Raw genomic sequence first — 23,135 nt, forward strand, 5'->3', positions numbered from 1 at the left:
GCGTGAAAGAGGTTAAAATTTCAATTGGCATTCCAACATATAACAGATTAAATTTTTTAAAACTTGCATTAGATTCTTGTTTAAATCAATCATTGACACCATATGAAATAATTATTGGTGATGATTCAAGCAATGATGAAACAGAAGATTACATAACTAACCTTAATTGTAATATTAAAATTGTATACGTGCACAATCGGCCAGGTTTAGGTCAGGGTAAAAATATCAATAAAATAGTTGCTCAAATAGATACAGTCTCGCATAAATTTTTGCTTTTACATGATGATGATTTATTAGAACCCAACGCTTTATTAGATCTATTTTCTGCCGTGGAGCATGAAACTTCTCCTTGTGTTTCGTTTGGAAAGCAATTCATAATGGAAGAAAATGGCTCAAAGGATATGGAGCACACCGAATATTATAATAATCTATATGGGCGAACATTAGAAAAGCTGCAACATCCATTTTCCTCAGTTGAGTCCGCATTATTTCAGCAATTTCCCAATAATGGCTATTTGATGGATAATATATTTTTTAAAACAGAACCGTATATCTATCCTGAAAACGAAAAAAAAATTGGAGGGGCTGTTGATTTTGATTTTGGGGTAAGGCTAGCTCAAATGGAATACAAATTCATATTTGTAAACAAGTATATATCAGATTACCGATTGACGGCAGTATCTCTATTGCGTAATGGCAATGATGGGAGTAATTATGCTTATTCAGTAGTGAAAAAAATTCCGAAAAGCAAAGAACTTAATGAAAATACAAGATCTGTTTGTCTGGATCGTTTTGTAAGACAAGCCATTGTGAGGGCTGTCAGAGATGGAAATTCTAAAGAAGCAATAAGTTTGTTTTTTGATGGTCCACATAGAAAATATATATTTACATTGGGTGGTTTAAAGCGGGCTATGTTAGTAATAAAATCTTTTATTTTTCATTAAATAATTTTTCAACTTGAGCAAGTTTCATTTCTAATAACTTAGCTTTTTTATCCATCGAGCCAAATGATAGTACTATTCTATGATTTTTAATGGCCATACCTCCACAAAATTCAACACTTTGACGTTTCTCTAAGAAAAATGATTTTGATATTTTCTTAATTTGTAAGTCCTTGGAGAATTTGATAAATTTATGAATATAAAATTTACCTCCATGTTTGGCATAATTACGCTTATGTATCACAGCTAAATAACCATCTTCATATTGTACTAATTGTGAAGAACCGCTGAATCTTTCTAATTCATTAAAGATAGGGTATTCATTGGCGTGTATAAATTCTAATGTGTTGATATTAAATATCTTTAGGGGATGTAAACTATAAATTACAGCCATTTCAGTTTCTAAGTTTGTTGTAACTACAGGCATCCAATTTTTTTCAGTGGAATTAAGATTGTTAGCGGTGATATATTTAATAATTTTATGAATTTTACCTTCGAGTTGACCTAAAATCATAGTATTAACCTTTAATTCTAGGTTACAAGTTGTACTTAAAATATAGGTGTTATTGCCGTGCTTAAATATACGACCATCCTCAAAGCCACTTTGAACAAGTTGTGCTGATATATTGGTTAATTCTGGAGATACTTCGAATGAGGATTGAATAGCAAAATTATTATCAAAATTAATTTTCCAAATTTTGTTAATAAGATTTGGCCCATGTACAGTCCAGTTTCTTCCAAATTTATCGATCGTGGTATTATGAATTCGAATAATTACTTTCCAACCATTTTCGGTACTTAATATAGATGGATTACATAATGTTAGGTTTTCTGGTAGTGTTACTTTTAAATCAATTACAGATAATCGAAACATATTTTTTAAAACCGGAAATTTTATTAATTCTATCTTATATGATATATATTTTAATATGTTTATCGAATGTTTAAACAAATAAGTAGGAGTAAGTTTCATTTTGCAGCATTTGGTTTTTTAACAGTATTGCCAATAGAACGATACTTTCTATAATTTAGTTTGTTTTATATTTATTAGTATGTATTAATATATGATTATTGTCAATTTCTCAATAAATATTAATATAAAAGTGTAAAAAAAACAATTTATTTGTATTTGCATCGTTAAGAGTGTCAACCCTGATATAATTAAACGGCTTAAGAAACATCAACAATTATGAAAGTAATTGTAATCATTTATTACATTTTTGGATCATGCGAATTTTAATCTATGGAATTAATTTTACACCAGAACTAACCGGTATTGGAAAATATACTGGAGAGATGGTGGATTGGCTAAATGAAAGAGGACACTTTATTAAGATCATTACAGCCAAGCCTTATTATCCTCAATGGAAAGTAAATGAGGAATATAAAAAAGGATATTGGAAGTCTGAAAAAAAAATGAATATCATGGTGAACAGAGTTCCTATGTATGTTCCTTCAAAACCAGATTCCGTTAAACGTATTTTGCATGAATTATCTTTTCAGACTAATTCTCTTCCATATTGGCTTGGTACTTTTTTTCAAAAAAAATATGATGTAGTTATTTGCATCACTCCAGCTTTTCATTTAGGCTTTTTGCCATTGATTTATTGCAAATTACGTAGAAGTAAATTTTGGACACATATTCAGGATTTGCAAGTTGATGCAGCCAAAGAGTTGAAAATGATTAACAATGAAGTGGTTTTAAATGTTATGTTTGGACTTGAAAATTTTCTATTAAGAAATAGCGATATAATCTCCTCTATTAGTAAAGGAATGATAGATAAGATTAAAAAGAAAAATATTCAAGATACTCCAGTCTTAAATTTTCCTAATTGGGTAGATAATAAAGTTATATATCCAATCTCTAAAGAAAATTCTTTACGTAGTAAACTTGGATTTTCCCAAGAGGATATAATACTCTTGTATTCAGGCAATCTGGGAGAAAAGCAAGGGTTAGAAATTATGGTACATGTTGCGTCTCGTTTTTCTTTGGATGAAAAAATTAATTTCGTTATTTGTGGTTCTGGAGGTAATAAACATCAACTTGAGGCATTAGCCAAAGAGGCTGAATTGAAAAATTTATTTTTCTTTCCCTTACAACCTTATGAAGATCTTTCAAAATTACTTGCCATCGCAGATGTTCATTTAATTTTACAGAAAAAATCAGCATCAGATCTAGTAATGCCATCTAAATTAACGGGTATATTAGCTTGTGGTGGTTTAGCTATAGTTTCTGCGGTAGAAAATACCTCTCTTTACGATGTCATATTTGAAAACAATTTAGGTATTTTAATAGAACCTGAGTCTGTGGACGCATTAGAAAATGGCATTAGGCAAGCGCTTGAACAATCCAATGAAAAACTAAAACAAAATGCCTTAGATTATGCGAGAAAATATCTAGACAAAGATGCAATACTTACACAGTTTGAGTCTGATCTACAAATTGTTTCTGGAAAAAAATAAGCATCTTGGTCTTATTTTTGCGTTTAGCTAACAAATATTTTTATCTTCGTTTATAATTTATTCACACCATATTGTGCTTATTATGCAAATACGCAAAGTATTGCCCTTTTTATTATTTGCTTTTTGTTTTCATAAAAAGGTTCATGCTCAGAGTGACTTTATTCCCTTAGGAGATCCTCAAGAGGCATTTATCAAAAGAATGGAAATTAAATTTAGAAATGAACCTCAATTACAATTTTCCACTGTTAGGCCTTATAGTCGTCAAAGAATTACGGAAGCGTATTTACGAATTGATTCACTAGATCGTACTGGATCAATTGATGGTTTGCTTACAGATGTAGATCGGGCAGATTTACAGCAATATCTTACTGTTAATGCCACTTGGAGTCCTGAAAATAAATATCAAGTAAATCAATCAAACAAGACATTTTTTAAAACTCCTGCACATTTATTTGAATCCTATTCTGATAAGTTTGGAATTGTAGTAGATCCTATGTTGACTTTCCAATATGGAAAGAATAAATCCATGTCTACATATCAAAATTCTTTGGGATTAAGTATGCATGGAAATATTGGTTCGCATTTTGGCTTTTTTGGTTCATACACTGGTAATATTGAAAAAGATCCTGGTTATGTACAAGATTTTATCCAAGCATATCAGGCCGTTCCTGGCATTGGATATTATAACAATGGTAAAAATGGTCGTATCAATTATAATTATTGGACAGGTGGTATTACAACTAATGTAGGCAAACACATTGATTTCGAACTTGCCTATGACAAATTTTTCATTGGAGATGGATATCGATCTTTATATCTAAGTGATTTTAGTGCGCCATATTTGTTTTTGAAAATGCATTTTCAAACAGGACGATTTGAATATACGACAGCTATTGCAAGGACTTATGCGCCTTACGGGATTGTTGCAAATGGTTTAGATGATCAAAATCGACCTTCAAATTATATGGTTTTTCATTATTTCAATTTTCAACCATGGAGATGGTTAAAACTGGGATTCTTTGAAAATAATATGTTTAACAATGAAAAAAATGGAGGAATTCAATTGGGAATGTTGAATCCATTTATTTTCAATAGAGCTATGTCACAAAATGTTGGTAATAGTGGCAAGTCTAGTATTGGACTAGATTTGAAAGCCAATGTAACTTCTAACGTGCAACTTTATGGTACGATTTTGATTAATGAATTTGTAGCAAAAGAAGTGTTCAATTATGGTTCTGGAGATTGGCGTAACAAACATGGAATTCAGTTCGGTGCGAAATATACGGACGCATTTAATGTGAAAAATTTAGATTTATTAGGGGAATATAATTGGGTAAGACCATTTACCTATACGGATAAATGGAATGTCAATAACTATGTGCACTACAATATGCCGTTAGCAGATCCGTTAGGTGCCAACTTTCATGAATTAATAGGTGTCGCAAATTATCATCCTATTCCAAAATTATTTTTTACCGCCAAAATTATTGGTTATAAAAAAGGGTTAGATACCACAGCAGAATTTGGAACAAGTACACAACCTCTTAACGGTGGCGATTTATTGCGCCCATATACTGATGCACATGCAGCAAATGGTTATGTAAAAGTGGGTGATGGTATTCCTTTAAATGGATTGTTTGGATCTTTTCAAGCGTCTTATGAAATACTTCCTAATTTATTCTTTGATGGCAATATAACGTTCAGAAAAGCGGATATTCAAGGTATGCCCAAAAATCATACGAACTATTTTTCGTTTGGTATTCGCTGGAATATGGCAAGGCGAAATTTTGAATTTTAGTTAAAATATAATCCCATTCGTTTTAAATATAATTTGATGAGAATACATCACAATAATAATACAGGTATTTTTATTTATTTCTTAATTACATTGGTCAGTATCGTGTTTTTTAGTAATAAATTATATGCCCAATCTGATTTTGTAGAGTTTGGTGATAAGCAATATAATTTATTGGAACGTATCAAGGTAAAATTGAAAAATGATCCAATTTTAAGTTTTACTACGGTTAAAGAAGTGAGTCGTCAACAATTAACCGAAGCAGTTGAAGCTGTATATTTAAATGATCAACAAGGTAAATATGGTAATCTTTTTACGGATATGGATCGTTGGGATATGCGTAATTTATTACGAACAAATAGAGATTATACGCAAAATTTTAAAGACTCCTTTGAGGTAAGAAAACCCATTTTAAACTTCTTCTATCCAACTGAGGCACATTTAGCAGATATTCAGGGAAAAGAAAAATCTTATGTCATTGTAGATCCAATGCTGAATCTTTCCATGGGAAAATCATTGGAAGATCTGAATTCTCAATATTATACTACTAGTCCGGCTAATCAAAAATTATTTCAAAATACGAGAGGTTTGAGATTACGCGGTATGATTGATGGGAAAATTGGTTTTTACACCATATTTACAGAAAACCAAGAACGCGATCCCTATTATGTACAACAAGTAGTCAATCCATATCCTAATAAATCAATCATCGGTTTGCCTGGTGCAAATTTTTATAAAGCATTTGATGGTCATGCTGGAGCTTTTGACTATTTTAATGTTAGAGGTGGTGTTTCTTTTAGTGTATCTAAGAAAGTGGATTTTCAATTAGCATTTGATCAATTTCAAATAGGAGACGGTTACAGAAGTTTGTTTATTTCTAATTATGGTGCACCATTTTTTTATTTAAGGATGAATGCTAAATTAGGGAATAAGGTAACCTTAACCTCGGTAGGCGCTCAGACCATAGCGCCATTTTCAAATAATCCAGCAAGTGGTGTTAATGCAAGAGATAGTACTCGCCCAAGAAGTTACATGGTATTTCATTACTTGGATTGGCAAGCAACTGATTGGTTAAAAGTTGGCGCATTTGAAAATACGATGATTAATGGCGCTATCAAAGCTACAGATCCAACTGCAATCATTGGAACAGATCCTACGCAAGGTCCCATATCTACCTCAGAAAAAGGTACAACAACAAGATCTCGAGTTGGTATTGACGCAAGAGTCATTCCAGTAAAAGATGTAGAAGTATATGGACAATGGTTAATTGATGGCTTGACTAAAGTTGCATCTTCTAATTGGAAAGATAGGAACGCATTTCAATTGGGTGCGAAATATATGGACGCATTCGCTATTCCTAATTTGAATTTGCAAGCGGAAACCAATATCGTACGCCCTTATGCATATTCATCCAATTATGTCGAGAATAATTATACGCAATATAATATGCCATTAGCGCATCCCTTAGGAGCAAATTTTAGAGAATATATTGGTTTGATTTCCTACCGTCCGATCAATAAATTGTATTTGAATGCAAAAGCAATTATGTATACAAAAGGTTTGGATGAAATTGGATATAATTATGGGGGCAATTTGCTTTTTCCAATGAGTTATAATCGCCCAAGTGACAAAATCTCTATTGGTGATGGAGATAGAGCAAAAGTAAAATTATTTGCCTTCAACGCTTCCTACGAATTGATTCAAAATTTATTTATAGATGCCAATTACTCAATTAGAGATTTCAAATCTGATGTAAATGGTACCAATAATATCAAATTTTATTCCATTGGTTTGAGATGGAATATGGCGAGAAGAGATTTTGATTTCTAATTCTATATTTATCTTATAAAAAATGTCACAAGTATATTTGCTTGTGACATTTTTTTATTGTTCGATTTTGATTATTATTCGACTTTTGTGAACATAAATTTGAAGTTTTGAAATTACACTTATCTAAATATTTACTGTTATCACTTTGTATCGGAGGTTTTAGTACAAATCAAATAAAAGCTCAATCTAATGATTTTGGAAATATACCTTATCAAAATCCATTAAATATCCCAATTCAATTGGCTGCGAATTTTGGGGAGATTCGTACTAATCATTATCACATGGGATTGGATATACGCACACAACAAAGGGAAAATTTGCCTGTTGTTTCTGTTGCAGATGGATATATCAGTCGTGTGTACATTTCTCCTTATGGTTATGGCAATATGTTGATGGTGACGCATCCCAATGGTTACACAACATTATATGGTCATTTGAACAGTTATATGCCAGATTTGGCGGCTTATGTGACTGGTAAGCAATACAAGGATAAAAGCTGGCAACAAGATTTTACTTTGCCACCTAGCGCTTTTCCCGTAAAAAAAGGTCAACAAATTGCGTTGAGTGGCAATACTGGTGGTTCACAAGGTCCACATGTGCATTTTGAAGTGAGAGATACCAAAACGGGAATGCATTATAATCCTATGCTAAAAGGATTTACGGTTCCTGATAATATTCCTCCCAATATTCAAGCTTTTTATTGGTATGACAAAAGATATAGTGCTTATCAATCGGGGCCAAACACAATTGGTATATTGGGTGGCAATGGTCAATATAAGGCGAAAACTGTATTAAAAGTTGGAACTCCTTTGATTGGATTTGGATTACGAGCGGAGGATAAAACAAGTAATTCGCCATTTTATTTTGGTATTTACAAAGCGCAATTAATTGCGGATGGCAAACAAATATTCCAATTTACATTAAATGATTTTGATAACGAACAATCTCGTTATGTAAATGCGGGTATTGATTACAAACGTAAAATGTCCGGTGGTGGTAATATTCAATATTTATACAAATTGCCTGGTAATCAATTAAATATATTTGGCGGTACTGTCAATAATGGAATTCTTTCGCTATCAGATACTAACGTTCATCATATTATCGTAAACGTTTTTGATGCCGAGGGACATGAGACAAATTTGAATTTGGAGGTGCAATTTGATCCTGAAATGCATACGGATGAAAATATAGTTACAAGTGATAAAATGATCGAGCCCAATCGTCCTGGTAGATTTTCTACGCCACATGCAGATTTTATTTATTCGGAAAAAGCATTTTATGATATTTTACCTTTTCAGATGAAAGAAGCTGCGTCAACAAATACTGCGCAATTATCTTCTACAATTCAGGTGGAGTCGGGTTTGATTCCCATACATGATTTTTATACGATTGGCGTTGCTTTCAATAATGGTGTACCAGATAATTTCAAACAAAATTCTTTACTGAAATTATTAAGTAAAAATGCCGTGTATTATGCAAAAGGACAAATTTCGGGTAATCGTTTGATTGGAAAATTTAATCGTTTGGGTAATGTGAGTATTGTTTTGGATACAATTGCGCCAAAAATTATTCCTATAAATTTTAAAAATCAGACAGTTATTAGTTCCAATAGTCAATTAAGATTTCGCGTAACGGACAATTATGGAGAGTTGGATAGTGTAGAAGGTTTCGTTGATGGAGATTGGTTGTTATTTGTCCAGAGAAGTAATACATTTACGTACAAAGTCGATGATCATTTCCCTATGGGAGAACATTTATTGAAGATCCGTGTTAAAGATTTGGCGGGAAATGTTAAGGAAGAAACGTATTCTATTATTAGAAAATAAACAACAATGTTAAATGGTTTAAAAGTAGGAGATAAAGCACCTATATTTGAGGGATTGGATCAAAATGGAAAGAAAATTTCCCTAAAAGATTACAAGGGCAAAAAAGTAGTTTTATATTTTTATCCGAAAGACAACACACCTGGATGCACAGCAGAAGCTTGTAACTTGAGAGATAACAATACTTTGTTGGCGGAAAAAGGTTATCAAGTAGTGGGCGTTAGTATTGATTCGGTGGAAAGTCACAAAAAATTTGAAACAAAATTTGAATTACCTTTTCCATTAATTGCAGATATCGATAAAAAAATCGTGGAGCAATATGGTGTCTGGGGCGAAAAGAAATTTATGGGTAGAACTTTTGATGGTACGCATCGTACGACTTTTTTAATAGATGAAAAAGGTATTATTGCGCATATCATTGATAAGCCTAAAACAAAAGATCATTATAATCAAATAATAGAAACATGGGAAAAATAATAAAAAGTATGACAGGCGTTGCAATGGCAATGTCTCTATTTTTTGCCCAAAAATCATTTGCCCAAAATAATAGTTTAAATACCGTAAAAATGAGTCAAATTACATTGAAAGGTTCGCCTATTCACACCGTAGGTACATTACCTCAAGTAGGAAGTGAAGCGCCAGATTTTACTTTAGTTGATGTAAATCTAGCAGATGAAAAATTGGATAAATACAAAGGAAAAAATGTTATTTTAAATATTTTTCCGAGTGTAAACACGGGAGTTTGCGCTGCTTCTGTAAGAAATTTTAATAAAGATGCTGCTGGTCTTACCAATACGGTTGTATTGTGTATTTCCAAAGATTTACCTTTTGCACAATCCCAATTTTGTGGAGCAGAAGGCATTGAAAATGTCGTAATGCTTTCTGATTTCAGAAATGATTTTGGACATTTATATGGCGTGCAAATGGCAGATGGTCCTTTGAAAGGATTGTTGAGTCGCGCAGTAGTTGTTTTAAATCCAGAAGGAAAAGTTGTTTATGAAGAACAAGTTCCTGAAATTGCACAAGAACCAAATTATACAGCAGCTTTAGCCGCAGTGAAATAGGGGTTTTATTTTGTAGATAATATAAAAAAGTGATTTTCAATTTGAAAATCACTTTTTTATATTAAAATTAAAATCAAGTATTTGTCAAATAATGAAACCTGGTTAAATCTTTGGATTAGGGAATCGCATTCTATTTTGATTTGATTATTTTAAAGGTCCCAATTTTATTAGACTTGCTGTCAGTAAGATTTATTAACAAAATTCCGCTATTTGCATTGGTAACAGAAATGTTGGCTGGAATAGAATTAGTGATACCACTTGAAATAATTTTTCCTGAAAGATCTATGACTCTATATGTGGTTCCTATTGGAATTTGGTCAATATAAACTCTATCGGTTGTAGGATTTGGATATATTTTTATATTAGTATTATTGTTATCAATATTGAGCGAAATGATTTTTCCCGTGGAGGATTTTCCATCTAGATCATACTGTATAAGTTTATAGTAGTTAATACCTCTGAAAGGTTGGTTGTCTATATAACTATAAGTATGCCCACTGCCGTTACCATTTGCATAAAAACTAGGAACCGACTTTAGAATATTCCAATTAACGCCATCTTGGCTTTTCATAATATCAAATTGTTTGTTATTTATCTCGTTGCTTGTTGTCCAGGATAGATCAATATTTCCATTATTATAAATCCCTGATAACTCATTGGTATACTGAACCGGCAATGCCAATGCGGAATAATCCCTCGAGATTTCGTAAACATTAAAAGTTTGTAATAAGCCAACTACATTGCTATTGCTGATTACTTTTACTTGATTAAATGCACCTGTAGATTGCACATTAATCCACCCTTTATTTGTGCTGCCTGATAGTAGTTGAAGTGCTAATAAATTAGCAGCACTAGTTGCTGTGCTTTGTACTAATGTTCCGTCATTTAATAGTTGTATAGTTACTGGTCCATTTAATAAAGACAAACTTAATACTGCTGCGGGGTTTTCAACTAAGACATGCGCATAAGAATTTGTAGGATATAGCCCGGAAAAAATTCCTGTTAACTGTTGTTGTGCAGCAACATTAGCTGTTGCATACAAAGTCGCTGCGGTAGATTGATTACCATCCATACAATTATAAGGATTTGCAACCACAGACAGTCCACTAGCTGCGTTTAATAAAGTTGTAGTTTCTGTACCATATAAAACATCTATTGGTGATGTTGATAATGTGCTAGTTGTGGATGATTTTTCGTAATATGATCCATAAATATTTGCAGATACTGCAACGCCAACGGTGGATCCCAAACTCAACTGTACACTTTTGATAGGGATACTGGTCAATGCAGAATAGTCATAAACATTTTCACCACCAAGTAGTCCAACTACAGTTACGTCACTTGTTGTAAATACTTCCTTATTATTAACATCATATGCAGATATTATAACATACCCAGCAATATTGATTAGTGAAGCTAAGGTACTATATTTTAAATGAAGTGTTGAGTTTGCCGGTACTGGATCTGTAAATGTTAATGTTTGTTGATAGCCTCCCGCGACAAGTGATAATCCAATAGATATAGTACTTGAGGTCAGGCTACTGTTATCAATTGCATTATTTGCATTTGCAATTCCTCCTAATCCTAATCCCCAAGTTGAATTGGTTTGACTAGACGCATATACTCTTTCAACAGGGCCCGTAATTTGTGAAAATGTAGTGGCACATAGAAATAGAGACATAATTAATGTGTAAACGTGTTTCATAAAATATAGATTTAGTGATAGATAACATTAATGGCCCGTTTTGGCAATAGAAGTGATATGGGTAATCCAAGGGCAGATTAACCGTATTAAATATGTTTTTATTAAAATTTAGAATAGATATATTATATCTTCCGTAAAGTTATTTTAATTGCTAAAAAGAAAATATCAATATTGTATCAAATGATATAAATATTGTTTCATATTATTGGGGAATTGGGGCTTAATCTTGGGGGTAGAATAATCAATTTTATAACTATTATAGAGTTTCTCTAATTCGAGATCAAAAGCATTGATTGTCAAATCCTCGTAAAGGTTTAATTTGAAAATTTTTCTACCCTTTTAATTATTATCTTTGTATTCATTTTTATTCTGAAGTTAAGGTGATGAAAGTATTGGTTTTTAATGGCGTAGGAGCAGAAGGTAAAAATGGAATCTCAACAGCAGGTCGAATCTCTAATTTTATATCTAAAGAATTTGAAAAGAAAGGATATCAAGTTCAGATATTTGATGTCGCTAGTTCTGGTATTCCATTATTAGATACTGAGTTGGTAAGCATTCCAGATGCAGTTATCAATATGGCAGAGGCTTTTCAAGCTGCTGATTTGCATATTTGGTTGGCGCCAATGTATCATGGAAGCATGCCGGGAGCTATGAAAAATTGCCTAGACTGGTTAGAAATTACCAGTAAAAATCCCATTCCTTATTTGACGAATAAATTGGTTGGTTTGATTTGTTGGGCGGACGGTGCACAAGCGATGATGGGTATTAATTCTATGGATAATGTAGCCAAATCATTACGTGCTTGGGTTTTACCATATAGTATTCCGATTGTAAAAAATGATCTTTTTGTGGAACAATCTTGCAGTTTTTCTACTATTTATCAACATAAATTTGAGAAAATGGTAACCTTAATGCATGATGCAAAGCAATTTATACATTTGGAACGAATGCCAATTGTCAATTAATGTTTTAACTTTGTATTTTTAAGATAGGAAATTAGTTTTTTAAAGAAAAGTGAAGGTCGATTATGGAAAATGTAGTAGATAGCGCAATCACCGTATCAGAATCTGCGAAAGAATTTATCGGTCAATTGATACAAGATCAAAAGAAACCTGCAGATTCATTTGTACGAGTGGGTGTAAAAGGTGGCGGATGTTCTGGTTTGACATATCAGATGGATTTTGATACAGAAATGAAACCAACGGATCAAGTATTTGAAGATAAAGGAGTTAAAATCGTAGTGGATATGAAAAGTCTTTTATATCTATACGGAACACAATTGGATTTTTCAGGTGGTTTAAACGGAAAAGGATTGCATTTCAACAATCCAAATGCTACACGTACTTGTAGCTGTGGGGAAAGTTTTGCCGTGTAAATATTTTTATAAGTAGCAGCGAGATGCTGATATAAAATTTGAAATGAGTAACAATAACGACGATATATTAGAAAAACTGGCCACACAAGACTATGAATATGGTTTTGTGACAGATATCGATATGGATATCGCCAAAGCTGGTCTAGACGAAAACACCATTCGCTTTATTTCTGAAAAGAAAAATGAGCCAGAATGGATGTTGGAATGGAGATTAAAAGGTTATCGTGCTTTTTTGAAAGCACAAATGCCCTCTTGGCAATATTTTGAAATGCCGCCAATTGATTTTCAAAAAATCTCTTACTATGCGGCACCAAAAAAGAAAAAGAAATACGAAAGTTTGGATGAAGTTGATCCTGAATTGTTGGAGACTTTCGCTAAACTAGGGATTCCTTTAAATGAACAGAAACAATTAGCGGGTGTTGCTGTGGATGCGGTTTTTGATAGCGTATCCGTGGCTACAACATACAAAAAGCAATTGAATGAATTAGGAATTATCTTTTGCTCCATCAGTGAAGCATTACAGGAGCATCCTGATTTAGTACGCAAATATTTAGGTTCAGTAGTTCCTCATTCAGATAATATTTTCAGTGCATTAAATGCTGCGGTATTTTCAGATGGTTCATTTGTATATATTCCAAAGGGGGTAAGATGTCCGATGGAATTATCTACTTATTTCCGTATTAATTCTGAAAATACAGGTCAATTTGAACGTACCTTAATTATCGCTGATGAAGGTAGTTATGTAAGTTATTTAGAGGGGTGTACAGCTCCGCAACGTGATGAAAATCAATTACATGCGGCGGTTGTTGAAATGGTTGCTTTAGATAATGCGGAGATTAAATATAGCACGGTTCAAAACTGGTATCCTGGTGACAAAGATGGTAAAGGTGGTATCTATAACTTTGTTACAAAACGTGGTGCTTGTCGTGGAGTCAATTCTAAAATATCTTGGACACAAGTAGAAACAGGTTCTGCCATTACTTGGAAATATCCTAGCGTAATTTTGCAAGGAGATAATTCCAATGGTGAGTTTTATTCTGTTGCTGTAACAAAGAACAAACAAATAGCGGATACTGGAACGAAGATGATCCATATCGGAAAAAATACACGCAGTCGTATTATTTCCAAAGGTATTTCTGCTGGCAATGGTCAAAATAGTTATCGTGGTCTTGTTTCTTTGGGAGCGAAAGCGGATTATGCACGTAATTTCACGCAATGTGATTCTTTATTAATTGGAGACAGATGCGGTGCGCATACATTTCCATATATTGATTCAAAAAATCCGACAGCTAAATTGGAACACGAAGCAACTACTTCCAAAATAGGTGAAGATCAAATATTCTATTTGAATCAAAGAGGTATCGATACCGAACAAGCTGTAGCATTGATTGTCAATGGTTATGCTCGTGAAGTCTTGGATAATTTGCCCATGGAATTTGCCGTTGAGGCGCAAAAATTACTGTCCTTGACATTAGAAGGAAGTGTAGGTTAGAATTAAAAATTATTTATAAAAGCGAATTTTTATTCGCATCAAATACAACATAGTTAAATAGCGATTAGATGTTAAGTATAAGAAATTTACATGCTAAAGTAGGAGATAAGGAAATCTTGAAGGGCATCAACTTAGAAATTGGTGCTGGTGAGGTACACGCTATCATGGGACCTAATGGTTCTGGTAAAAGCTCTCTAGCTTCTGTATTGGCAGGAAAAGAGGATTACGAAGTAACAGATGGTGAGGTTATTTTCAATGGTAAAAATCTATTGGATATGGCTCCCGAAATCCGCGCTCGTGAAGGTGTGTTTTTAGCATTTCAATACCCTATAGAAATACCTGGTGTATCCAATATTAACTTTTTGAAAACTGCTGTGAACGATGTTCGCGAACATCGTGGTCTGGCTCCATTGACTCCTAAAGAGTTTTTGCAATTGACAAGAGACAAACAAAAACTAGTAGAATTTGACGCCAAATTGGTGAATCGTTCTTTGAATGAAGGATTTTCTGGTGGTGAAAAAAAGAGAAACGAAATATTGCAATTAGCGATGCTAGATCCAATGTTGTCCATTTTGGATGAAACCGATTCTGGTTTGGATATTGATGCTTTGCGTATTGTTTCTAACGGTGTAAACAAATTACGTAGTGAAAAGAATGCATTTGTCATGATTACGCACTACCAAAGATTGTTGAATTATATTGTTCCTGATTTTGTACACGTATTATGGAATGGTCGTATCGTAAAAACGGGAACGAAAGAATTAGCTTTAGAATTAGAAGAAAAAGGCTATGACTGGTTAAAGAAACAAACTGCCGAAGTGGAATAATCGCTTCGTTTTCATTTATTTAGTTTGTTTCATGATCTATTTATCCGAATACGGAAATAGAAAATTATTTTAATTATGTCTAATCAAATAGCTACAGCAAATATTTTTGATCAATTAGTTGAATCTTTCAACTTACAATCCAAAGATGGATCTGCGCTTGCTGCATTGCAGGAAAAAGCGTTAGACGCATTTAAGGAAAATGGTTTTCCAACTATCAAAAATGAATATTGGCGTTTTACCAATGTCAAACCATTTTTGAATGACAATTTTCAATTCAATGATGCTTTTGTCTCCATTGAAAAAGATAACTTGGAAACCATCATTTCTGACAATGCTATTCCTAATTTGGATGCTTATAAATTAGTTTTGGTAAATGGAGCTATCAATTTTGAATTATCCATTTTACCTGATAGCAACAACGTAACTATCCAACCTGTTTCGGCTGCAAAAAATACAGAATTTTTTGTAAATGCTATCAATAACAGAATGGATGTTAAAGATGCAAAAGATGCATTTGTTGCCATCAATACTGCTCTTTTCCAAGATGGTTTTTGTATCGAAGTAAAAAGTGGTTTTACTTTGGATAAACCTATCCATATTTTTCAGATATTTCAAGCAAATGCCAATGTATTTATCCAACCAAGAAACTTGGTAGTGGTAAATAAAAGTGCCAATATTGAAATTATTGAGACTGGAGTTTGTTTAGGTGAAAATGTATATTTTATCAATAGTGTTTCTGATTTACAAATAGCAGAAAATGCTTTATTAGTACATTCTATCGTTCAAGATGGAAAAACGACAGAACGCTATATCAACAATACGCAAGTATCCCAACAAAGAGATAGTCGTTACGAAAATTATATTTACAGTATTCCTGAGGCTCAACTTATCAGAAATAATCTGAATGTGGAATTGGAAAGTCAGAATACAGAGACGCACATGTATGGATTGTATCTTTCTGGTAAAGGACAAGTGATTGATAATCATTCATTAGTAGATCATTTGAATCCCAATTGCCAAAGTAATCAATTGTACAAAGGGGTGATGATTGAAGGTGGACGAGCTGTATTTAATGGCCGGATTTATGTTCATGAAGATGCACAGAAAACCAATGCATTTCAATCCAATAATAACATGTTATTTTCTGATGAATCTGTAATTAATTCCAAACCGCAATTGGAAATTTATGCAGATGATGTGAAATGTAGTCATGGTACAACAATTGGTCAATATGATAAAGATGCATTGTTTTATTTGCAAGCACGTGGATTGGCAGAGTCGCAAGCAAGAGCGATGTTGGTAAATGCGTTTGCAAATGATGTAACGAGCAAAATTCCGAATGAAGCTTTACGTGAATATGTAGAAGAAAAAGTAAGCTATATAATTAGCAATGCAGAAGTAAAATAGACAATAGCGCGCGAAGGATTTTAAGAAGGGTAGAAGCACAACATTATGATTGAAACAAAATTAGACATACAAAAGATAAGGAAGGAATTTCCCATACTAGACCAAAAGGTATATAATAAACCTTTAGTTTATTTGGATAATGCTGCGACAACGCAAAAACCTAAACTTGTCTTAGATGCTTTGGAAGAATATTATACCACGATCAACAGCAATGTACATCGTGGCGTACATATTTTGAGCCAAAGAGCAACGGAAGCTTACGAAGTTTCTAGGAAAAAAATCGCTGCATTTATCAATGCAAAACATGATTATGAAGTGATTTTTACAAAAGGAACGACAGATAGTTTGAATCTGGTTGCCAATTGTTTCGGTCGTAAATTTTTGAAACCTGGCGATTCTGTGCTTGTTTCTGCAATGGAACATCACAGTAATATTGTTCCTTGGCAAATCACATGTGAAGAACATGGAGCGCAATTGAAAGTGATTCCTATTTTGGAAAATGGAGAGTTGGATTTAGTAAAATTGGACGAACTTTTAGATGATCCAACGTTGAAATTTCTTTCTTTGACCTATGTTTCTAATACTTTGGGAACTGTAAATCCCGTAAAAGAAATCATTGAAAAGGCACATGTAAAAGACATACCTGTGATGTTAGATGTTGCGCAAGCAATTCAACACATGCCATTGGATGTACAAGATTTGGATGTAGAGTTTGTTGCATTTTCTGGTCATAAAATGTATGGTCCTACTGGGATCGGATGTCTTTATGGAAAAGAAGAATGGTTAAATAAATTACCTCCTTATCAAGGTGGTGGTGATATGATCAAAGAAGTAACATTTGCAAAAACGATTTATAACGATCTACCTTTCAAATTTGAAGCAGGAACTCCTGATATTTCTGGTGCGATTGTATTGGGGTATGCTGTTGATTTTTTGGAACAAATTGGAATTGAACAAATCCAAGAAGCGGAGCATGAACTGATGACGTATGCATTAGGACAACTTTCTGCTATTCCTGATTTGAAATTTATAGGCGAAGCGAAAAATCGTACTGGTGGCATTTCTTTTTTGGTGGGAAATATTCATCCATTTGATTTAGGTGAAATTTTAGACAAACAAGGAATTGCAGTTCGTACGGGACACCATTGTTGTCAACCATTGATGGGTATTTATCATATTCCAGGTACCGTGAGAGCTTCATTTGCCATATATAATACAAAAGAAGAAATTGATCAATTGGCAGTGGGTATCGAAAAAGCTGCTGCAATTTTAAAATAGGATTTAATAAGATGACAATCGAAGAACAACAGCAAGAAATTATTGAAGATTTTGAATTCTTGACTGATTGGATGGACAAATACGAAATGATTATTCAGTTAGGTAAAGAATTACCACTGATTGATGAAAAATATAAAACGGAAGATTATAAAATTAAAGGTTGTCAGTCTCAAGTGTGGGTACATGCAGATTACAATAATGGCGTAATTGATTTCACTGCAGACAGCGATGCAATCATTACAAAAGGATTGATTAGCATGATTATCAAAGTTTATTCAGGTCATACACCTGCGGAGATTTTGGATAATAATCTACATTTTATTGATGAGATTGGACTTCATAGCCATTTGTCTCCAACAAGATCTAATGGATTGTCTTCCATGGTAAAACAAATAAAAGAATATGCTTTCGCTCTTCAAAAATTGGAACAAAAGTAAGGATGATCCAAAGTCTAAATGCTCTTCTCAACCGAAAAGCAAACAAGATGATGGTGTGTCAAATAAGGAGGTAGTTATGTCAGAAGAATCAATGGAAAATAAGGCTTCGGAAGAAATTAAGAATGAAACGCAAGAACCTTTGGATAGTTTGGGTGAACAAATCGAAGATGATATTTTGAATAATAATGGATTGACCATTCGAGATAAAATTGAATTGGCACTTCATACTGTTTACGATCCTGAAATTCCAGTAAATATTATGGAATTGGGGTTGGTGTACAAGATTGAGATTAAGGAAAATAATGTCATTTTTGTAACGATGACATTAACAGCTCCAGGTTGTCCAGTTGCAGGAGATATTCTTTTAGAAGTGGAGGATAAAATCAAGGCTATTGAAGGCGTAACAGAAGTACACGTACAATTGACTTTTGAGCCACAATGGACAAAGGATATGATGTCTGAAGAAGCTAAACTAGAATTAGGATTTCTCTAAATTGTAAAATTGTAAATTTTCATTTTGTATAAGACTGTACTCATTTTATTTTTAGTGTGTTTTGCGTGCTATTTGCCATTTAGCAGAAGACCTGATTTTGTTGATGGAAAGTATACAGAAGGTGTGGTAGTGGATTCTTTGAATATCAAAACCAATCAGCATTTCCCTAGAGTAAAATATGAGTATAGCTTGCATCAATACCAAACTTTTGATCCTGCATATGTTTTGAATAAATATACTAGAGGTCAAAAAGTAAAAGTGATATACGAGGACGCACATCCTGAAAAAGCTTCTGTTTATCGTATGTGGGGCTATTGGGTTCGATGGAAGGAGATATTAGCTTGTATAGTGATTTATATATTATTACTTCAATTATCTATTGCAATAACAAGCAATCCATCACAAGAGCGTCTGGATGATATCGAGGCAGAAGAGAAAGCACCGAAGATTAGAAAACCAAGATATGATGGCAATACTTTCTAAGTATTGCTTTTTTTATGTAAGTGGTTCATTTGTAGTGTATTTGTAGGGGTATTTTATCCAAATTCTTTTGCTAAAATCCAATGAAATATCCGTTCTTTGTTTCGATTGTTTAACGATAAATAGAAATATGAATTTGAAAAATTACAAATACTTTTTAAGTATTGGATTGCTGTCGATTGCACACTTTAACACAATAGAAGCACAGAAAACAAAGACGCCAATTTCTTATTGGACGGTTGCCGGAACGGACACGCTTTTGAAAAAAGTTCCTATCAATTATAGTTCTGAAACGATTGATCAACCAAAAGAAGTGGATGCATTTGTTTTTATTGATTCGAAACATCAATTTCAACAATTAATTGGCTTTGGTGGAGCTATTACGGACGCATCTGCGGAAGTATTTGCTAAATTATCCAAACCGCAACAAGTGGAATTTCTCAAAGCATATTATGGAAAGAATGATGATGGACTAAACTATGATGTCGTTCGTACCAATATAGCAAGTTGTGATTTCTCGAGTGACACATATAATTATGTACAGGAAAATGACAAAGATTTAAAAACATTTTCTATTGCACATGACGAGAAATATCGTATTCCTCTTTTGCAACAAGCAGCACAATACATCGGCAAAGATCAAATGAAATTATTTGTTAGTCCTTGGAGTCCTCCAGCTTGGATGAAGGATAATAACAGCGTTGTAAAAGGCGGTCATTTATTGAAAGAATATTATGGCGCTTGGGCCAATTATTTTGTCAAATATATTCAAGCATTAGAATCTCGTAATCTTCCAGTATGGGGCTTGACGGTTCAAAATGAGCCAATGGCTGTACAAACTTGGGAATCTTGCCAATTCTCTGCTGAAATGGAAAGGGATTTTATCAAAAATAATCTTGGACCCACTCTTTGGAAAAATGGAATGAAAGATAAAAAAATGATTGTCTGGGATCATAATCGTGATTTGATTTATCAATATGCATCAACAATTTTGAATGATCCAGAAGCTGCGAAATATGTTTGGGGTACTGGGATTCATTGGTATGAAACTTGGAATTCTAAAGTGCAATTATTTCAAAATGAAGTAGCGGTGAAACAATCTTTCCCTGATAAACATTTGATATTCACAGAAGGTTGTTTGGAAAAATTTGATTATTCCAAAATCATGGATAAAAAATTAGGCGAATTGTATGGAAATAATATTTTAAATGATTTGAATAGCGGGGTAGAAGCGTGGACCGATTGGAATATCTTGTTAGATCAAAATGGTGGGCCTAATCATGTCGGTAACTATTGTTTTGCGCCAGTTATCGCAGATTTGGATAAAAAAGAAGTCGTTTATACTTTGGCGTATTATTATATTGGGCAATTTTCCAAATATATCAAACCTGGTGCTAAGCGCATCGCTACTTCCACCAATGTAGCAAAACTAGGAGTTACATCTTTTCAAAATATTGATGGAAGCATTGCAACGATAGTTTTAAACCAAAGTGATGAAACGCTTAAATATAAATTACTTTTAAATAAAAAAGTAGTTGAGGTGACTAGTTCTCCGCATTCTATTGGTACGATATTACTTTAAAAAAAGCGACTCTAAAGTCGCTTTTTTATTTATCTAACTTGTATTGATGAATTGTCTTTTTGTAATTTGGTGACGATCTTCACCAATATTAAATCAGTCAATCCACTAAGATTAGAATCAATGTTTAAATTATTTACATCACCAACTGCATTGTTTAAATTATACTCCACAGTTTGATCTCCAATTTTGGAAATTCGATCATCTAGTTTATATTCAATATTCAAATCCCCAATTTTTCTAATACGGTTTTCTAAATCATAATTTATCTGATTAGAGCCAATTTGACAAATTTGTTCATTCATATCGTATAGAATTTCCAAATCTCCTATTTTAGTAACTTGATCGTCTGGGTTGTATTCAACAACTTCATTCCCAATTTCGTTTATACGATTTTCAGAATCATAGCCAATTGGTGCGGTTCCTATTTGAATAATTTGATCATCAGTATTGTATAAAACACGAAGATTTCCAACTTTATCAACTCTGTCTTTTGAATTATAATTAATGTCTAAATTTCCAATTTTATCAATTCTACTTTGTAAATTATACTCAATATTTAGATTTTGAATAGAATATAGATTTTGTATTAGAAAATATTTTAGTGTATTATTTAAAGTCGTTTGTGCTGATGTTTCCGTCTGAATGAATAGCAAACAAATGCTGATATATAGATATTTCATAGTATGTTGTTATAATTAATTCTATAATGAATTGACTTATAATATTCGTATAAAGTTTAATGAATTATTTTATAAATAATTCAAAATAACAATATCATAACGCAAAGAGGAACTTTTCAATGATTAAAAAGTTCCTCTTTTATATAGAATTATAATTTACTATTGAATAATAGTGCCTTCTGGAATAAAAGCATTCTTCTTAATAACGACAATACCATCTTTAACCATGTATTCTGGAGTGTCTGTATTTTCCAAACCTTCATGCCCACGTATAATTACATTATTGCCGATATGGGCATTTTTGTCGATTAAAGCATTCTCAATATGGCAATTATCTCCAATCCCAAGTGCTGGAACACCGCGGTCTTTTTCCTCTACAATTTCTTCTAATGTTTCATAATAATCGCATCCCATAATGTAAGAGGTCTTAATGACGCTACCAAATCCAATACGGGAACGAATGCCTATAATACTGTGTTCAATTCGTTCACATAGAAGTATACTTCCTTCGGCTATGATGGCATGATCCAAATAACTATTAGAGATCTTGGCCGCAGGCAACATACGTGGTCTGGTATAAATTGTCTGCGCACTATCGTATAAATCTATTTCGGGAATATCTGCAGTCAAACCTATGTTTGCTTCAAAAAATGAAGGAATATTTCCGATATCTGTCCAGTAACCATTATATTGATAACTAATAACTTTTTTATTTTCAATCGCTAATGGAATTATTTCTTTACCGAAATCAGTCGCAGCTGGATTTTCAGCTAATAAATCTTGTATAGCATTTTTACTGAAAATGTAGATACCCATGGATGCTAAGAAATTGCGACCTTTTGATTGCATCTCTAGACCTGTATCACTTACCCAATCAGCATGTAAATCTTTCTTTGGTTTTTCAATAAAAGAAGTGATTGTACTTTCTTCATTTATTTTCATAATACCAAAGTCTTCTGCTTCATCACTCGTTACCGGAATTGTAGCAATACTGATGTCTGCATTTTTTTCCACATGATTTTGAATCATTTCCGCAAAATCAATTTTGTATAATTGATCACCGCTTAAAATCAATAAGTAATCGAAATTATGATTTCGGATATGTTTGTAGGATTGTCTCACAGCATCTGCCGTTCCTTGATACCATGAGTCGCCCTCAGGTGTTTGCTCAGCTGCCAAAATATCGGTAAAGCCATTACTGAAAGCACCAAATTGATAAGTATTTTTAATATGGCGATTTAATGAAGCGGAATTGTATTGCGTCAAAACAAACATACGGTCTATACCTGAATTTAAGCAATTGCTAATGGGGATATCAACTAATCTATATTTCCCTGCAATGGGCACTGCTGGTTTAGAGCGATTTGCTGTCAATGGATATAATCTTGTACCCGCTCCTCCTCCTAAAATAACGGCAACAACTTCGTTAGATAATAATTTAATCATTTTATTTAGGTGTA

Annotated in this window: 21 protein-coding genes; 17 read left to right on the plus strand and 4 right to left on the minus strand. The window is 33.1% G+C overall.

What is annotated here, in order from left to right; all coding sequences use genetic code 11:
* The first annotated feature begins 2 nt into the window (after window positions 1-2).
* Entirely contained in the window at window positions 3-944 is a 942-nt protein-coding gene (locus E0W69_RS04710; RefSeq protein ID WP_131328881.1) for a glycosyltransferase family 2 protein, read from the plus strand.
* Here E0W69_RS04710 and E0W69_RS04715 read toward each other — a convergent pair.
* Window positions 931-1,914: a hypothetical protein gene (locus tag E0W69_RS04715; RefSeq protein WP_131328882.1), complete on the minus strand. Its 984-nt coding sequence runs from the start codon at window positions 1,912-1,914 to the stop codon at window positions 931-933. The genes E0W69_RS04710 and E0W69_RS04715 overlap by 14 nt on opposite strands.
* 254 nt (window positions 1,915-2,168) lie before the next feature.
* Between E0W69_RS04715 and E0W69_RS04720 the strand changes: the two genes are divergently transcribed.
* The 6 genes from E0W69_RS04720 (at window position 2,169) to tpx (ending at window position 9,919) form a co-directional block, all read left to right on the plus strand.
* Window positions 2,169-3,404, plus strand: a complete 1,236-nt coding sequence (locus tag E0W69_RS04720) for a WcaI family glycosyltransferase (RefSeq protein ID WP_131328883.1) — start codon at window positions 2,169-2,171, stop codon at window positions 3,402-3,404.
* Window positions 3,405-3,486: 82 nt separating this feature from the next.
* On the plus strand, window positions 3,487-5,202 hold the full coding sequence (locus E0W69_RS04725) for a hypothetical protein (protein ID WP_131328884.1): 1,716 nt from the start codon (window positions 3,487-3,489) through the stop codon (window positions 5,200-5,202).
* A gap of 36 nt (window positions 5,203-5,238) precedes the next feature.
* Window positions 5,239-7,029, plus strand: a complete 1,791-nt coding sequence (locus tag E0W69_RS04730) for a hypothetical protein (protein WP_131328885.1) — start codon at window positions 5,239-5,241, stop codon at window positions 7,027-7,029.
* Between the two features lie 107 nt (window positions 7,030-7,136).
* The gene (locus E0W69_RS04735; RefSeq protein WP_131328886.1) at window positions 7,137-8,858 is read left to right on the plus strand and encodes a M23 family metallopeptidase; all 1,722 of its coding nucleotides are present in this window, start codon (window positions 7,137-7,139) and stop codon (window positions 8,856-8,858) included.
* A 6-nt stretch (window positions 8,859-8,864) separates the two neighbouring features.
* Window positions 8,865-9,332, plus strand: a complete 468-nt coding sequence (bcp, locus tag E0W69_RS04740; RefSeq protein WP_131328887.1) for a thioredoxin-dependent thiol peroxidase — start codon at window positions 8,865-8,867, stop codon at window positions 9,330-9,332.
* Window positions 9,320-9,919 carry a thiol peroxidase gene (gene tpx, locus E0W69_RS04745; RefSeq protein ID WP_225321396.1) on the plus strand — a complete coding sequence of 200 codons (600 nt, stop codon included), beginning with the start codon at window positions 9,320-9,322 and terminating at the stop codon, window positions 9,917-9,919. Before bcp ends, tpx begins: the two co-directional genes overlap by 13 nt.
* Window positions 9,920-10,049: 130 nt before the next feature.
* On the opposite strand, the gene E0W69_RS04750 is transcribed toward tpx, so the two are convergent.
* The gene (locus E0W69_RS04750) at window positions 10,050-11,624 is read right to left on the minus strand and encodes a T9SS type A sorting domain-containing protein (RefSeq protein ID WP_131328888.1); all 1,575 of its coding nucleotides are present in this window, start codon (window positions 11,622-11,624) and stop codon (window positions 10,050-10,052) included.
* 383 nt (window positions 11,625-12,007) lie between these two features.
* Between E0W69_RS04750 and E0W69_RS04755 the strand changes: the two genes are divergently transcribed.
* From E0W69_RS04755 to E0W69_RS04800, 10 genes are all read left to right on the plus strand, one after another.
* Entirely contained in the window at window positions 12,008-12,589 is a 582-nt protein-coding gene (locus E0W69_RS04755) for an NADPH-dependent FMN reductase (RefSeq protein ID WP_131328889.1), read from the plus strand.
* A gap of 62 nt (window positions 12,590-12,651) precedes the next feature.
* Window positions 12,652-12,999 carry a HesB/IscA family protein gene (locus E0W69_RS04760; RefSeq protein WP_131328890.1) on the plus strand — a complete coding sequence of 116 codons (348 nt, stop codon included), beginning with the start codon at window positions 12,652-12,654 and terminating at the stop codon, window positions 12,997-12,999.
* 43 nt (window positions 13,000-13,042) lie between these two features.
* Window positions 13,043-14,491 (plus strand): Fe-S cluster assembly protein SufB, encoded by a 1,449-nt coding sequence (gene sufB, locus E0W69_RS04765; protein ID WP_131328891.1) that lies wholly within the window; start codon window positions 13,043-13,045, stop codon window positions 14,489-14,491.
* Between the two features lie 68 nt (window positions 14,492-14,559).
* A complete protein-coding gene (gene sufC / locus E0W69_RS04770; RefSeq protein ID WP_131328892.1) occupies window positions 14,560-15,318 on the plus strand; it encodes a Fe-S cluster assembly ATPase SufC in 759 nt (252 codons plus the stop codon).
* Between the two features lie 75 nt (window positions 15,319-15,393).
* On the plus strand, window positions 15,394-16,725 hold the full coding sequence (gene sufD / locus E0W69_RS04775; protein ID WP_131328893.1) for a Fe-S cluster assembly protein SufD: 1,332 nt from the start codon (window positions 15,394-15,396) through the stop codon (window positions 16,723-16,725).
* Between the two features lie 45 nt (window positions 16,726-16,770).
* Window positions 16,771-18,003 carry an aminotransferase class V-fold PLP-dependent enzyme gene (locus E0W69_RS04780; protein WP_131328894.1) on the plus strand — a complete coding sequence of 411 codons (1,233 nt, stop codon included), beginning with the start codon at window positions 16,771-16,773 and terminating at the stop codon, window positions 18,001-18,003.
* An 11-nt stretch (window positions 18,004-18,014) separates the two neighbouring features.
* On the plus strand, window positions 18,015-18,440 hold the full coding sequence (locus tag E0W69_RS04785) for a SufE family protein (protein ID WP_131328895.1): 426 nt from the start codon (window positions 18,015-18,017) through the stop codon (window positions 18,438-18,440).
* Window positions 18,406-18,933: a DUF59 domain-containing protein gene (locus E0W69_RS20870; protein WP_225321397.1), complete on the plus strand. Its 528-nt coding sequence runs from the start codon at window positions 18,406-18,408 to the stop codon at window positions 18,931-18,933. The genes E0W69_RS04785 and E0W69_RS20870 overlap by 35 nt, the downstream gene beginning before the upstream one ends.
* Before the next feature lie 24 nt (window positions 18,934-18,957).
* Entirely contained in the window at window positions 18,958-19,416 is a 459-nt protein-coding gene (locus E0W69_RS04795) for a DUF3592 domain-containing protein (RefSeq protein ID WP_131328896.1), read from the plus strand.
* A gap of 127 nt (window positions 19,417-19,543) precedes the next feature.
* Window positions 19,544-20,995 carry a glycoside hydrolase family 30 protein gene (locus E0W69_RS04800; RefSeq protein WP_131328897.1) on the plus strand — a complete coding sequence of 484 codons (1,452 nt, stop codon included), beginning with the start codon at window positions 19,544-19,546 and terminating at the stop codon, window positions 20,993-20,995.
* 29 nt (window positions 20,996-21,024) lie between these two features.
* Here the strand turns inward: E0W69_RS04800 and E0W69_RS04805 are convergent, their stop codons facing one another.
* Both E0W69_RS04805 and E0W69_RS04810 read right to left on the minus strand, forming a co-directional pair.
* The gene (locus tag E0W69_RS04805; protein WP_131328898.1) at window positions 21,025-21,675 is read right to left on the minus strand and encodes a hypothetical protein; all 651 of its coding nucleotides are present in this window, start codon (window positions 21,673-21,675) and stop codon (window positions 21,025-21,027) included.
* Window positions 21,676-21,834: 159 nt separating this feature from the next.
* On the minus strand, window positions 21,835-23,121 hold the full coding sequence (locus tag E0W69_RS04810) for a glucose-1-phosphate adenylyltransferase (RefSeq protein WP_131328899.1): 1,287 nt from the start codon (window positions 23,119-23,121) through the stop codon (window positions 21,835-21,837).
* Window positions 23,122-23,135: the final 14 nt, after the last annotated feature.

The organism is Rhizosphaericola mali (genome assembly GCF_004337365.2).
GTDB lineage: Bacteria > Bacteroidota > Bacteroidia > Chitinophagales > Chitinophagaceae > Rhizosphaericola > Rhizosphaericola mali.